Annotated in this window: 11 protein-coding genes and 1 pseudogene; 4 read left to right on the forward strand and 8 right to left on the reverse strand. The window is 37.7% G+C overall.

The annotated features are described in order from the left end of the window. The first annotated feature begins 10 nt into the window (after nt 1-10). On the forward strand, nt 11-1,459 hold the full coding sequence (gene tldD / locus ACPT9C_RS05660) for a metalloprotease TldD (RefSeq protein ID WP_050949088.1): 1,449 nt from the start codon (nt 11-13) through the stop codon (nt 1,457-1,459). Between the two features lie 115 nt (nt 1,460-1,574). Then, a pseudogene (locus ACPT9C_RS05665) lies at nt 1,575-2,079 on the forward strand (NlpC/P60 family protein). Between the two features lie 69 nt (nt 2,080-2,148). Here the strand turns inward: ACPT9C_RS05665 and fbp are convergent. Beyond that, a complete protein-coding gene (gene fbp, locus ACPT9C_RS05670; protein ID WP_118879925.1) occupies nt 2,149-3,150 on the reverse strand; it encodes a class 1 fructose-bisphosphatase in 1,002 nt (333 codons plus the stop codon). Between the two features lie 234 nt (nt 3,151-3,384). Here fbp and truA point away from each other — a divergent pair, with 234 nt between their 5' ends. Then, nucleotides 3,385-4,194 (forward strand): tRNA pseudouridine(38-40) synthase TruA, encoded by an 810-nt coding sequence (gene truA / locus ACPT9C_RS05675; protein ID WP_425627452.1) that lies wholly within the window; start codon nt 3,385-3,387, stop codon nt 4,192-4,194. Nucleotides 4,195-4,272: 78 nt separating this feature from the next. On the opposite strand, the gene ACPT9C_RS05680 is transcribed toward truA, so the two are convergent. The 6 genes from ACPT9C_RS05680 to ACPT9C_RS05705 are packed head-to-tail and all read right to left on the reverse strand — an operon-like array spanning nt 4,273 to nt 10,699. Continuing rightward, nucleotides 4,273-5,289 carry a YeiH family protein gene (locus ACPT9C_RS05680; RefSeq protein WP_021035347.1) on the reverse strand — a complete coding sequence of 339 codons (1,017 nt, stop codon included), beginning with the start codon at nt 5,287-5,289 and terminating at the stop codon, nt 4,273-4,275. Nucleotides 5,290-5,300: 11 nt separating this feature from the next. Further along, nucleotides 5,301-6,110, reverse strand: a complete 810-nt coding sequence (locus ACPT9C_RS05685) for an ATP-binding cassette domain-containing protein (protein ID WP_118870489.1) — start codon at nt 6,108-6,110, stop codon at nt 5,301-5,303. Continuing rightward, complete coding sequence (locus ACPT9C_RS05690) at nt 6,110-7,159, reverse strand: oligopeptide/dipeptide ABC transporter ATP-binding protein (RefSeq protein WP_005689229.1); 1,050 nt, start codon at nt 7,157-7,159, stop codon at nt 6,110-6,112. The genes ACPT9C_RS05685 and ACPT9C_RS05690 overlap by 1 nt, the downstream gene beginning before the upstream one ends. A 3-nt stretch (nt 7,160-7,162) precedes the next feature. After that, entirely contained in the window at nt 7,163-8,050 is an 888-nt protein-coding gene (locus tag ACPT9C_RS05695) for an ABC transporter permease subunit (protein WP_005689227.1), read from the reverse strand. Then, nucleotides 8,040-9,005, reverse strand: coding sequence for an ABC transporter permease (locus ACPT9C_RS05700; protein WP_044345764.1), 966 nt, complete (start codon nt 9,003-9,005; stop codon nt 8,040-8,042). Before ACPT9C_RS05700 ends, ACPT9C_RS05695 begins: the two co-directional genes overlap by 11 nt. Next, nucleotides 9,005-10,699 (reverse strand): ABC transporter substrate-binding protein, encoded by a 1,695-nt coding sequence (locus tag ACPT9C_RS05705; RefSeq protein ID WP_118879923.1) that lies wholly within the window; start codon nt 10,697-10,699, stop codon nt 9,005-9,007. The genes ACPT9C_RS05700 and ACPT9C_RS05705 overlap by 1 nt, the downstream gene beginning before the upstream one ends. Nucleotides 10,700-10,768: 69 nt before the next feature. Between ACPT9C_RS05705 and ACPT9C_RS05710 the strand changes: the two genes are divergently transcribed. Then, nucleotides 10,769-12,181: a YcjX family protein gene (locus ACPT9C_RS05710; protein WP_050949093.1), complete on the forward strand. Its 1,413-nt coding sequence runs from the start codon at nt 10,769-10,771 to the stop codon at nt 12,179-12,181. Nucleotides 12,182-12,219: 38 nt separating this feature from the next. On the opposite strand, the gene ppc is transcribed toward ACPT9C_RS05710, so the two are convergent. Next, nucleotides 12,220-14,859: a phosphoenolpyruvate carboxylase gene (gene ppc, locus ACPT9C_RS05715; protein ID WP_423717278.1), complete on the reverse strand. Its 2,640-nt coding sequence runs from the start codon at nt 14,857-14,859 to the stop codon at nt 12,220-12,222. Nucleotides 14,860-14,975 lie beyond the last annotated feature (116 nt).

Raw genomic sequence — 14,975 nt, forward strand, 5'->3', positions numbered from 1 at the left:
TGGAAAAAATATGTTAAACCAAGTTTCAAATACATTACTCACGCCAAGCAATCTTTCAACTCAAACATTACTCAATATTTTTGATGTTATGTCGCATCGCAATATTGATTATGCCGATCTGTATTTTCAACTTAGCCAAGATGAAAGTTGGGTATTAGAAGATGGTATTATAAAAGAAGGCGGTTTTCATATTGATCGTGGCGTTGGCGTGCGGGCAGTTTCTGGCGAGAAAACAGGCTTTGCTTATGCCGATCAAATTAATCTTGCTTCTTTGCAGCAATGTGCAGAAGCCGTGAAAGGAATTGCGCAAGTCAAACAGGGAAATTTGATTTCGCCATCCGCTTTTAATGTTGTAAATCTTGTTGCTCGTTATGCAGCGATTAATCCTTTGGAAAGTTTAACCAAAGAGAAAAAAATTGAGCTATTACATTTGGTTGATCGTACAGCTCGAGCTGAAGATCATCGTGTAACCAAGGTTTCAGCAAGCCTCAGTTCCGTTTATGAAGAAGTATTAGTCATGGCGACGGATGGTACACTAGCAGCAGATATTCGTCCTTTAGTTCGCTTATCTATTTCTGTGTTAGTAGAGGAAAATGGCAAACGTGAGCGAGGAAGCTGTGGTTCTGGTGGGCGTTTCGGTTTAGATTGGTTCTTTGAAGTGATTGATGGAGATATTAGAGCAGTACGATTTGCTAAAGAAGCGGTTCGTCAAGCACTTGTAAACCTCAGTGCAATTGCAGCACCAGCTGGATTAATGCCTGTTGTATTAGGTGCTGGTTGGCCTGGTGTATTGCTACACGAAGCAGTAGGTCACGGTTTAGAAGGCGATTTTAACCGTAAAGAAAGTTCACTTTTTACAGGCAAGATTGGCGAACAAGTAACTTCTCCATTATGTACAATTGTAGATGACGGCACCATTGAAAATCGTCGAGGCTCATTGACTATTGATGACGAAGGTGTGCCAAGCCAGTGCAATGTACTCATCAAAGATGGGATCTTGCAAGGTTATATGCAAGATAAAATGAACGCCCGTTTAATGGGCGTCTCACCAACAGGGAATGGACGACGTGAGTCTTATGCACATTTGCCAATGCCTCGAATGACTAACACCTATATGCTTGCGGGACAAAGTCACTTTGATGATTTGATTGCTTCTGTAGAACAGGGGATTTATGCACCGCACTTTGGGGGCGGTCAAGTGGATATTACCTCTGGTAAATTTGTATTTTCTACTTCAGAAGCTTATTTAATTGAAAAAGGGAAAATCACGAAACCAGTGAAGGGTGCAACTTTAATCGGTAGCGGCATTGAAGTGATGCAAAAAATTTCTATGGTTGCAGATAAATCAGAACTTGATTTAGGTATCGGGGTTTGTGGTAAAGAGGGACAAAGTGTACCCGTTGGCGTAGGGCAGCCAGCATTAAAAATTGATGAAATTACTGTTGGTGGAACAAATTAAGTCGAATTTGTGTGAAAGATCACAAAATGCTTATCAAAATTGGATTTTTACTGGTAATTCTATTCAAATTTTTATAGCCTCTGCTAGATTTTATTTCTTTTAATTATTTGAAATTATGTTGAAAAGAATTTTAGTTATTATTGGTTTAGCTGTATTAGCAACCGCTTGTTCTAATACACCACGAACGGCAAATCATCAGATTATTTCGGAAAATGATGATGTTCAATTAACGGGTTTAATTAATAATTTAGAAAAAGATAATCGAACAGGTATTTTTCACAAAGTGAGAACAAACCGCTCCTCGGCTTTGATGGGCGATAAGGCTCTCGCTAGTGTATATAATGAATGGGTTGGCACTCGTTATCGTATGGGCGGTACGACTAAACGTGGTATTGAATTGCCTCGTTCTACGGCTGAACAGCGTCATTTAGGTAGAAAAATAAATAAATCCGAAACTTAAAAAAGGCGATTTAGTTTTCTTCCGTAAAAATAATCACGTTGGTGTTTATATTGGTAATAACCAATTTATGCACGCAAGTACAGGGCAAGGTGTGACGATAAGTTCCCTTGATGAAAAATATTGGGCTAGAACCTATACTCAATCGCGTCGTATTATGTAATATAAAAAAACCGAACATTAAGTTCGGTTTTTTGATAAAAATTTCCTCTTTTAGTCGAGGGGATTTTTATTATTCTTTAAATTCTTCCATCATTTCTTGCGCTTTTTTTACCATATCTTCTGAACCCACAAATAATGGAGCACGTTCATGAAGTGCGGTTGGTTCGATATCTAAAATTCGACGATAACCATCCGTTGCGACACCACCAGCTTGCTCCGCTAAAAATGCAATAGGATTGCCTTCATATAATAAACGGAGTTTTCCATTTGGATAGTTGGTTGCACTTGGGTAAATATAAATGCCACCTTTTAATAAATTGCGGTGGAAGTCTGCTACAAGTGAACCAATATAGCGAGAGGCGTAAGGGCGATTGGTCGCTTTGTCTTCTTCTTGGCAATATTTAATATATTTTTTCACACCTTGTGGGAATTTGAGGTATTGTCCTTCGTTGATGGAATAAATACGCCCCGTTTTTGGCATTTGCATGTTTTCGTGAGAAAGACAGAATGTACCGATTGATGGATCATAAGTAAAACCATTAACCCCATTACCAGTGGTATATACCAACATAGTTGATGAACCGTAAACAATATAACCTGCGGCAACTTGTTTATTCCCTGGTTGTAAGAAATCTTCTAAGGTCACAGGTGTGCCAATTGGAGATACGCGACGGTAAATGGAGAAAATTGTACCGACGGAGACATTTACATCAATATTTGAAGAACCATCAAGGGGATCCGTTAAAATAATATATTTTGCATTACGGCCACGTTCTGTATCAAACGCAATAAAACTTTCTTCTTCTTCAGAGGCAAAACCAGCCACTTCTTCACGTGCCATTAATGCCGCTTTCATCGTGTTATGGGCGAATAAATCGAGTTTCATTTGACTTTCGCCTTGTACATTTTCAATACCAGATTGACCGAGAATATTTGTTAAACCTGCTTTGTTAATATCTCGATGAATAATTTTCGCTAAAAGACGAATTGACGACAAAATACCACTCAATTCCCCCTTTGCGTTTGGATATTCAGCTTGGCGTTCAACGATAAATTCACTTAATGTTTTCATAATTTTCCTTTTAGTTTTTCATAATATATTGATTAATTATAGGGAGTTTGGAGTGTAAACTCTAATGGCAGATTATCAGAATGAGATCTTTATCACAAAAAATTCACATTAATTGTTGTAATTTTTAGAAGCTATCACTTATTTGTTAATTAATTCTGGAGTGATTTTGTGAATTTGCGCTCCAAATAAACTTGGGCTACCATAACCGCACTTTATTAAGCCAAAAGGTAAAAAATGAAAATTGCATTAGGCATTGAGTATAACGGGCAAAATTATTATGGTTGGCAGAGACAAGAAAAAGTCCGCAGTGTGCAAGAAGAATTAGAAAAGGCACTTTCTCACATTGCAAATGAAAAAATTGAAATATTTTGTGCTGGAAGAACGGATTCTGGCGTAAGTGGAACGGGGCAGGTTGTTCATTTTGAAACCAATGCGGTTCGTCCAGAGAAGGCTTGGGCTTTTGGTACGAATGCTCATTTACCTGATGACATTGCGGTGGCTTGGGCAAAACAAGTCGATGATGAATTTCACGCCAGATTTTCCGCAACAGCACGCCGTTACCGTTATATTCTTTATTGTAATAAATTACGCTCTGCGATTTTAGCGGGAGGAATGACACATTGTTATTTAGATTTAGATGCGAAAAAAATGCATCAGGCAGGACAATGTTTACTTGGCGAACATGATTTTTCCTCTTTCCGTGCAGCACAATGTCAATCCCATACCCCTTGGCGTAATGTGCATCATTTGAATGTGTCTCGTATCGGGCAATATATTATTGTGGATATTCAGGCGAACGCTTTTGTGCATCATATGGTGCGTAATATTGTGGGAAGTTTGATTGAGGTCGGTGCTGGAAATCAGCCGATTGAATGGATGCAATGGCTACTTGAGCAGAAAAATCGTCAGCTTGCTGCACCAACAGCAAAACCCGATGGATTGTATTTGGTTGATGTGATTTATCCGCAGAAGTTTGATATTCCTAAACGCCCAATTGGCCCTTTATTTTTAGAGGATGGTTTATTAAATCGTACTTTGAAATAAAGCGTAATTTAATCCTTTAAATAACCATATCTGTAAAAAAGACCGCACTTTAAAAGTGCGGTCAATCTTAAGTGAATTTTATATTAATTTTGATATTCCATAGTTCACTAAAAATCCACCAACCACTAGCCATAAATAAGTTAGTATTCCTAAAACAAACGGTTTTAATCCTGCCTTTTTGATTGCGCTTGCTTGCGTCGTTAAGCCAAGGGCAGCCATTGATGAAATTAATAAGAAAGAATCGATTTCAACTAATAAGTTTACGAGTTCTTTTGGTAATAAATCAAAAGAATTAAAAATCGCAACACCAATAAAAAGTACAGCAAACCAAGGAATTGTAATTTTGTGTGACGTATTTTCTGATACTCCATTACTACGTGTTAATAACCAAGAAAGCATTAATAAAAATGGTGCGAGCATCATCACTCGGATCATTTTGGAAATGACGGCAGTATTCGCCACGATAGGATCAATATTTTCCCCAATAGCATACACTTGAGCCACTTCGTGTACACTAGAACCAACATAAATACCGAATTGATGGGCGTTAATTAAATCTTGTGACCAAGTGTAGAAAAAGGGGTAAGTAAAAATAGCAAGCGTCCCGAAAATGACCACTACGGCAATCGCCACTGAAACTTTATGAGATTCTGCTTTGGTCACAGGCTCTGCCGCCATAACCGCTGCCGCACCACAAATACTACATCCAGCCCCAGTGAGATAAACTAATTGTTTATCCATTTTTAGATAACGAATGCCTAAAAGTGCGGTAAAAAAGAAGGTTGAAATTAGCATAATCGCATCAGTGACAACAGCATTTAATCCTACATCGGCAATATCGCCAAAAGTGAGGCGGAAACCATACAGCACAATGCCAGTGCGAAGAAGCGTGCCTTTGGCAAACAAAACGCCTTTTTCCACTTGTGTTGAAAATTGCGGATAAATGGTATTGCCGATTGCCATTCCCAGCAAGATGGCAATAATTAAAGCACTGATATGATAATGATGGGAAAAATCAGTGTTTCCTAAATAGTTAGCAAGTATAGCGATAATGGCAATAAATATAAGTCCGAAATAAAAGGGACGAGTGTTCATTTTTCCTTTCCTTAGTGAGTGTTTTTGTCTTTTACCCAAGCGGTTTCATCTAAAATTTTGCCAAAATAGCTTTCGACTAAGCGACGAGTAACATCAGTTTGTGGATCAGTAAAAAGATTTTGAGGGCTGCCATATTCAATCATTTTTCCGTCATCCATTACGATAATCGTATCTGCAATATGTTTAATTACACCGAGATCCTGTCCCACATAAATATAAGATATACCTAAACGTTGTTGTAAATCAAGGGTTAAATTAAGCAATTGAATACGTACAGAAGCATCTAAATTGCCAATTGCATCATCTATTATAATAATTTCTGGTGCTAAAATTAATGCGCGTGCTAGGGCAACTCGCTGCTTTTGGCTGATAGAGAGATGCTTAATATTGAGATTTGTGTAATCAGGATAAAGTCCAACAAGCGAGAGGGTCTCAAAGATTTTTTCATTACGTTGTGCCTCTGTCCAATCTGTCGCTAGGCTTAATGGTTCGTCTAATATTTGCCCAATATTTAAACGTGGGTTGAATGCAGAATTAGCATCTTGGAAAACCATACGAATATGTTTAGCTCTAGATTGTACATCCTGATATTGTAATTCTCGATCATTAAATAAAATTCGACCAGAAGTCGGCGGAATAATACCTGCTATCATTTTCACTAGGGTTGATTTACCAGAGCCATTATTGCCAATGATCGCTAGTGTTTGTTTGCGTTCAAGGGTAAAACTCACGCTATCCACTGCATTGAATTGACTTCGACCAAATAAACTGGCGTGACCTTTGAAAGTTTTAGTTAAATCTTCCACTTGTAGTAAGGGCATTATTCATTTCCTTTGCAATTAAGTATAAAAGGGGTGGCTGTTGTTTTTTCTTTAAAATTTTTTTCTCGTAAATTAATAGGATAATGACAAGAAAATTCGTGTTGTTTTATTTTCAATCGTCTTGGTTTTTCCATACATTTTTTTTGTGCAAAAGGGCATCTTGGGCCAAGACGACAGCCAATTGGCATTTGCTCTAAAATAGGCACGGTGCCTTCTAACGTACCCAATTTAGTTTTAAATCCTAAAGGTTGAGTAAAATCGGGTACAGCATTAATTAAGGCTTGGGTATAAGGGTGATGGGGACTTTCGATTAATATTTCAGTCGGAGCGGATTCTGTATTTTGCCCACAATAAAGCACTGAAATTTGATCGCACCATTCACTAATACTTTTAATATCGTTACTCGTAAGTAAAATTGTTGTTCCCTGATTTTGGTTCATACTGGAAAGTAAACGAAAAACTTGTAGGGCAGTGGTTGATTCTAATGTATTTGTTGGTTCATCTGCGATTAATAAACGTGGCTGATTAGCGACAGCCATTGCGATCATAACTTTTTGTCCTTCGCCTTCTGTCAGTTCGTTAGGATAGCTTGCCATAATATCACGATGATCTTTAATTCCTACGCGATGTAACAATTCAATAGCACGTCTTTTTTTCCACCCAAACCATTTCCACCATTTATTTTTAAATGTCCAATTAGGAATATTTTGGATGAGTTGTTTCCCTATTTTTCGACTTGGATCAAGGCAAGATAAGGGATTTTGGAAAATCATGGATATTTCTTTACCCACTAACTTTCGGCGTTTATTAGGACTGAGTTTAAGTAATTCGATATCGTGAAAACGAAAGCGATCGGCAGTAATAATCCAATTTTCTTTGATTGCATTACAAATGACTTTAGCGATTAAGCTTTTTCCTGAGCCTGATTCGCCAACTAATCCACTGATTTCCCCTTCGTTAAGGGAAAGATTGACGCCATCTACAATTTTTATACGTCCATTGGAGGTTTGAATTTCAATATTGAGGTTACAAATGTCTAAAAGTGCCATAGGCTATTCTTGATGTTGATTGATGGCTTTAGTTAAGCCATTACTGAAAATAATACTTAATAAAATAGTAAAAATAATAGCGAAACCGGGTAAAAGTACTGTCCAAGGTGCAAGATAAAGTAGTTCCAAAGAGTCTTTTATCATTGCCCCCCATTCTGGTGTAGGTCGTTGTGCGCCAAGAGAAATAAAACTTAACGCGCTAATATCCAACACGGCTATAACAAAAGCATGAGCCACTTCTTGAATATAAATAACAGTAATATTCGGTAAAATAGTGCTTTTTAATAAGGCTTGATTGGAAATGCCTTCAAGTTTTAGCATTACAACATAATCCTTTTCTAATTCTTTTTGAATAGCGCGATAGATAGTGTGAATGAAATAAGGCAAAATCGCTAATAGCGTAGCAAACATTGCATTCCATAAACTTGGTTCCATTAATGTTGAAATAACAACGGCAATTAATAGAATAGGTAACGATAAAAAAGCATCAAAAATATGCCCGACAAAACGAGCTTTAATACCTTTCAGTAGTCCTGCAATAATTCCTAGTGCGCCGCCTATTATTGCCACTGAAAAGACAACCAGTAAAGCAGAACCTAAGGTATAACGAGTACCCATAATTAAACGACTTAATATGTCGCGACCTAAATCATCAGTACCAAAGAAAAAAGCAATTTTTCCTCTATCTACCCAAGATGGAGGCATTAATTCTTGCCCAATAAATTGTCGATTATCAGCATAAGGTGCAAGATAACTAGCAAAAAGTGCGGTAAAAATTAATGCGATTAATAAATAAAAGCTAAAAAGTGCGATGGTATTTTGACGAAAGCGTAACCAAATTTGAAAGATTGAGGTGCTTTCGCGGAATTCATCAGGTTCTTTATCTTGCATACCAACCTTTCTTTTTAAATGGATCGAGTATAAAAGTGAATATTTTAGTGAATGTATCAATCAAAATAATACATACACCAATAACAATTACACCTGCGGCAATGCTGTTGTAATCTTGTTCATTTACGGCATTAATTAACCAACGACCAATGCCAGGCCAACCTAAAGCCGTTTCTACCAACATACATTGCGTTAATACTAATGTGAATACACGTGGTACTTGTGGAACAAGCAGGGGAAAAGTATTACGGAATACATATTGATGGAGAATTTTCCATTTTGACCAACCCCGTGTTGTCGCTACTTTAGAAAAATTTTGATTCAAAATATATTCTGCTCGTTGATGAATAATACGGATAATTTCCATTGTTGGCAAAATACACAATACCAATGTTGGTAAGGCTAAATGTTGCAATATGTTTTGTACGATTTTTGTACGATAAGGTACTTCCAGAAACCACATATCAATAACAGGAAATCCCGTAATGGATTTAATTTCGTAAAGCAAATTATATTGTCCAATAGCGGCAATTTCCCAATGTGAGAGCGCGGCAACATACAGTAAAATGGGGGCTAACCAAAATATTGGAATAGATAGCCCTACATAAGATAGGATTTGTAAACTTTTTGCAAAAACTTGTTCAGAATTGACCGCACTTATAATGCCAAGTGGCAAACCAAAAATAAATGCCAAAAACAATGTAATGAAACAAAGTTCCAATGTGGGAGGAAGAACCGTAAGAATAAGGTTCATTAATGATTTTCCACCGTTATAGGTAATGCCAAAATCACCTTGTAACAAGGTGCCTAAATAATGGAAATAGCCGATATAAATGTTTTGTGTAACAAGATTCGCATTAAGAGGATCGCGCAATAAAATGACAAAGCCTAATAGCGATAATACGAGTAATAATAATGCCACCCACAGGATATGGCGAAGAGCCGACCATAACATTAGTGTTTCTCCTGAATAAAATGTAAGGTGGAAAAATCTAAGCTACCAAAAGGTGTTATTTTTACTCCTTTCACACGACTATTTGCGACTAAAATACGTTTTACATTGGCAATAGGAATAATGGGTAATTCACGTAAAACGAGTTCTTGGGCTTCATTATAGGCTTTTGCGCGTGAACTTAAATGTGAGGTGGTAATGGCGCGATCCATAAATTGATCAAATTCTTCATTACACCAATTAGATAAATTAGTGAGTTCATTTTTTGTTCCACAGCTTAAAATTGGACGCATAAAACCATCAGGATCAAGATTACCAGCTAACCAACCAGATAGAATCAAATCATAATTTTCCGATTGATTGCGTAATTGTGCAGTTAAAAATGGACGAGTTACGGCACGCACTTTAACTTTCACACCCGCTTGAGCTAAATCCCATTTTATCATTTCAGCTATTTTAAAAGGTGCAGGATTATAGACTTGTTCTTCATTAATTACCCATAAATTTAACAAAAGGTTTTTATCTGCTAATTTATTTTTGGCGATTTTGGGATTGTAATCAAACTCAAATTCTGGCGTATTGACACTTGAAGCCCAAGACACTTCAGGAATAATGTTATTAGCAACAGTTGCTGTGTTATGGTAAATGCTATGAATGATTCGAGCTCGGTTTAAACTTTGTGAAATAGCGGCACGGATTTCGTGATCTCGCATTAATGGCTTATCAAAATTAAACGCTAAATAGGCTAAATTCATACCATCAGTAGATTGCATATAATAATGTTTGTCATCATTTTTTAATAAGCCAATTTGGCTTACTTCAGGATAAGAGGCGATTTGACATTCATTATTGAAAAATTTGACTAAACGTCCGCTGCGATCAGTAGAAAGATCCACAATAATATGTTCTATCTTGGCTTCTTTTTTCCAATAGTTTTCGTTACGCACTAAGCGAACATATTGATTATATACATAATCTTTTACTTGATACGGCCCTGTGCCTACTGGATGAGTATCTAATTGAGCAAGGTTATCATCTGCACTTAATTGATAGGCATATTCTTGTGAAAAAATAATGGCATATTGGCTGGCAAGATGCGACAAAATGGAGGAATCTGGTTCAAATAATTCAATTTTTACTTGATAAGGCGAAAGTGCGGTCACAGATTTGATTTTTTCGTTAAGTTTAATGCTATCAAAATAAGGAAAACGCACTTTTCTTGCTTGTTCGTGAAACACTTTATATTGTGGATTACTATAGGTAACATTCGCCTTTGCTAAGGTTGGTAAATAAGTATTATGCCCTAATACACGATTAATCGAAAATACTACGTCTTCCGCGTTAAAATCACGTGTTGGGGTAAACCAAGGGGTTTGGTGAAATTTTACGCCGTGACGTAAATTTAATAAAATTTCTTTACCATCAGCTGAGATGGAATAAGATTGAGCCAGCATTGGTGTTAATGTTGCACTGTGATTTTTTATATCAAATAATTTGTTATAAATTTGCTCCGTGACCACATTCATACTGGTTCCTGCATCTGCCGTTTGCGGATTAAATGAAAAACCTGAAGCGTGGGTGCAATAAGTTAAGCCATTTTCAGTTAAAAATGTTGGGATACTTGGTGCGGCTTGTAATCCTATACTTTGGCTTATACAGAGCAGAAAAGATAAAAATCTCAGATTTAGACGTAACATAACAAATGCTTTGTGATAAATTATGTTGCGAATTGTAAAATATATTGGCAAAAATGGCTAGGATATTGAATGTTTAATCGGGTTCAAAAGGAAATCAATCAAATTATTAATCGTGGTTTTGACCGCACTTTGAGCTTGGCGGTGACGGGGTTAAGTCGAAGTGGAAAAACGGCGTTTATTACAAGTTTAATTAATCAACTTCTCTCTATTAATCAAAATTCGTCACAGCATTTGCCCTTGTTTGAAGCGGCTAGAAATGGTTCAATTTTGGCAGTCAAACGAGTATCCCAACAAGATCTCAGCGTGCCACGTTTTGATTATGAAAGTAATTTAAATGATTTGTCACAAAATCCGCCTCAATGGTTTCAGTCTACTCGTGGCGTGAGTGAAACGCGTTTAGCCATTCGTTTTCAACGTCAATCTGGCTTGCTACGTCATTTGAAAGAACGCAGCACGCTTTATCTGGATATTTTTGATTATCCAGGGGAATGGCTACTCGATTTGCCGTTGTTAAATCTAGATTTTCAACAATGGTCGCAAGAACAAGTCAAGGCAACCACAGGTATTCGCGAAGAATTAGCGCGAAATTGGCTTGCTATGTTACAGGATTTGGATTTAAGTGCGGTCGCAAATGAAGATGTTTTAGCCAAGATTGCGAAAAGTTATACGGATTATTTACACCAATGCAAGTCGCAAGGCATGCAATTTATTCAGCCTGGGCGATTTGTGTTGCCAAGTGATTTAGAGGGCGCGCCCGCATTACAATTTTTTCCATTAATTCATCTTTCAGAAGAACAGTGGCAAACCTTGAAAAAAACAGCCAAATCGAATAGCTATTTTGCCGTGCTGACAACACGTTATAATTATTATCGCAATAAAATTGTGAAAGGTTTTTACGAAAATTATTTTTCTAATTTTGATCGCCAAGTGATTTTGGCGGATTGTTTAACGCCTTTAAACCACAGCCAGCAAGCCTTTTTAGATATGCAAATGGGCTTAAATCAGTTATTTAATAATTTCCATTATGGCAGTAGAAATTTTCTTCATCGTTTGTTTTCCCCGAGAATTGATCGATTAATGTTTGTTGCGACGAAGGCGGATCATATTACTCGCGATCAAATGCCTAATTTAGTGAGTTTAATACGCCAAATTGTGCAAGAGGGCGGTCGCCATGTGGAATTTGAAGGAATTGATACGGAATATACCGCGATTGCGGCTGTTCGTACCACAAAGCAAGTGATTGTAAATCAGCAAGGAAAAGAAATTAAAGCGATTCAAGGGATTCGTTCTATTGATAAACAACCGATTACGCTTTATCCAGGAACGGTGCCGAGTAAATTACCAAGATCAGAATTCTGGCAAAAACAACCGCATTTTGATTTCGATAGTTTTGAACCTCAGCCTTTAGAACAAGGCGAAACTATTCCCCACCTGAGAATGGATGCAGTTTTACAATTTTTATTAAGTGATCGATTTGAATAAAAAAGTGCGGAAAATTTTTCCGCACTTTTTTCATCGTTCTAGCCCGTATTACGCATTCCAGCTGCGATACCTGTAATGGTAATCATTAATGCTTGTTCCACATCGGGATTTACTTGCTCTGGATTTTCACGGAAACGGTGAAGTAATTCTACTTGTAGTAGATTGAGTGGATCCGTGTAGATATTACGCAATGCGATTGAATCTGCAATCCAAGGTAAATCAGACATCAATTCACTTTGATGAGAAAGTGAAAGTACAGTTTGAATATCATCTTCAAGTTGCTTACGTAAATTTTCCCCTAAATACCAAAGTTCTTTTTTCACTAATCGTTGATCATATTGTTGGGAAAGCCAAGTATCCGATTTACTAAAGACCATTTCCAACATTCCGATTCGCGTTGAAAAGAACGGCCAGTTTTCACACATTTTATGAATAATATCGCCTTTTCCTTGTTCGATAATTTGACGTATAGAGGCACCTGCGCCTAACCAAGCAGGTAGCATTAAGCGATTTTGCATCCACGCAAAAATCCAAGGGATGGCACGTAAACTTTCCACGCCGCCATTTGGATTGCGTTTTGCTGGGCGAGATCCAAGCGGCAATTTGGACAGCTCCTGTTCTGGCGTCGCACTGCGGAAATAAGGCACGAAATCTTTATCGCCACGCACCACACTACGGTAAATATCGCAAGAAATCGTGGAAAGCTCGTCCATTATGTTACGCCATTCTGGTTTCGGTTCTGGTGGTGGTAAAAGATTTGCTTCTAAAATGGCGCTGGCGTAGAGATCAAAGGTTTCTACCGCTACAGCCGGTAAACCCAGTTTAAAGCGAATCATTTCGCCTTGTTCTGTTACACGTAAACCATTTTTTAGGGAACGAGGCGGTTGAGAAAGTAATGCCGCATGTGCTGGCGCACCGCCACGACCAATCGTGCCACCACGTCCGTGGAATAAAATGAGTTCAATACCAAGTTTTTCCGTTAAATTCACTAAGGCTTCTTGTGCACGATATTGCGCCCAAGAGGCAGCCATCATTCCCGCATCTTTTGCCGAATCTGAATAACCAATCATTACCATTTGACGATTATTGATAACTCCACGATACCAACCTACATTGAAAAGTTGAGTCATCACTTTTTCAGCTGCATCTAAATCGTCTAAGGTTTCGAATAATGGCACAACAGGAATATGATATGGCACGCCCGCTTCTTTTAAGAGTAAATGAACGGCTAAAACATCAGAGGCACTGCGTGCCATCGAAATAACATAACAAGCTATTACACCTTGTTTTTGTTGAGCAATGACTTTGCAAGTATCTAAAATTTCTTGGGTTTCAGGCGATGGCGTCCAGTTTTGCGGAATTAATGGACGGCGTGAGCTTAATTCTCGAATTAAGAAGGCCTGTTTATCGTCTTCCATCCATTGAGAGTAATCGCCTAAACCAATATAGCGCGTGATTTCAGCAATGGCATCGGTGTGACGAGTGCTTTCTTGGCGAATATCCATCTGAGAAAGTATCACGCCAAAACAGCTAATACGGTGCAAAATATTCAACAATGAACCGTTCGCAATAATGCGCATACCGCATTGAATTAAAGATTGATAGCAATCGTAAAGCGGTTCCCAAAGTTGATTATCTTCTAAAATAATTTCGCTTTCAGATACGCGCGGTGTGCGATCAGATAAGCGATCATCAAAATAAGCTAAGGTTGCTGTTAGCTGATGGCGTAAATTTTTTACTACGAAACGATAGGGTTCTAAATGCTCGCCGTATTTAGTGCGAAATTCATCGCTACATTTCATCATTGAAAGTTCATCGGCTAATTTGCTGATGTCTTGTAAGAATAAATCTGCCGCTTTCCAACGGGCAAAATAAAGTACTTTTTTGGTGATTTGTGCGGTGACAAATGGATTTCCATCACGGTCGCCACCCATCCAAGAGGAAATACGCACAGGTTTTAATCCCACTGGCAAATCGTAACCTAAAAATTCACGGGCGGTTTCATTTAGTTGGCGTAAAAATTCTGGTACAGCTTGCCACAAACTGTTTTCCAACATCGCAAAGCCCCATTTTGCTTCATCAAATGGTGTTGGACGAACAGTACGAATTTCGTTGGTATGCCACGCTTCTGCGATTAAACGAAGTAATAGACGCTCAATAATATTGCGTTCTTTTTCAGTTAAATCATTATGCTCTAATTTGCTTAAACATTTATTGATTTCAATGTGTTTATGAATTAATGAACGACGTGTTGTTTCTGTTGGATGTGCGGTCAGAACAAGCTCAATTAATAATTTTTCGACGGTTTTATGCACCTCTTCCACTGAGGCATTTTGTTCTTTTAAACGTTTGAAAAGTTCGCTTAAGGATTGAGAAGAACTTTGTGCAAGAGAATGTTCACGGGAAATCGTTTGATATTGTTCAGCAATGTTTGTGAGGTTTAAAAATTGGCTGAAAGCACGCGCGACGGGAATAATATTTTCATTAGAAATACTACCGAGCGTGTCGAGCAATGCTTGTCTTGCTTTATCATCGCCAGCACGAGAATTACGAGAAAGTTTACGAATGTTTTCGATTAATTCGAGAATATCTTCGCCCTGTGCATCATTGATAGTTTCTCCGAGAAAACGCCCTAACATACTAATGTTATTGCGCAGAGTGGCGTACTCTTGTGTCATAGGAACTCCTAAAAGTAAAAAATAAAATTTGTCAGTTGGCGGTAGATATAACTAAAAATAGGGTGGAGGGCAAATGCTATTCAGAGAAATTTTGAAAATAATCAAGAAAAGCTAAA

This window comes from Haemophilus sp. HN_Hi16 (assembly GCF_049823435.1).
Classification (GTDB): Bacteria; Pseudomonadota; Gammaproteobacteria; order Enterobacterales; family Pasteurellaceae; genus Haemophilus; species Haemophilus influenzae_D.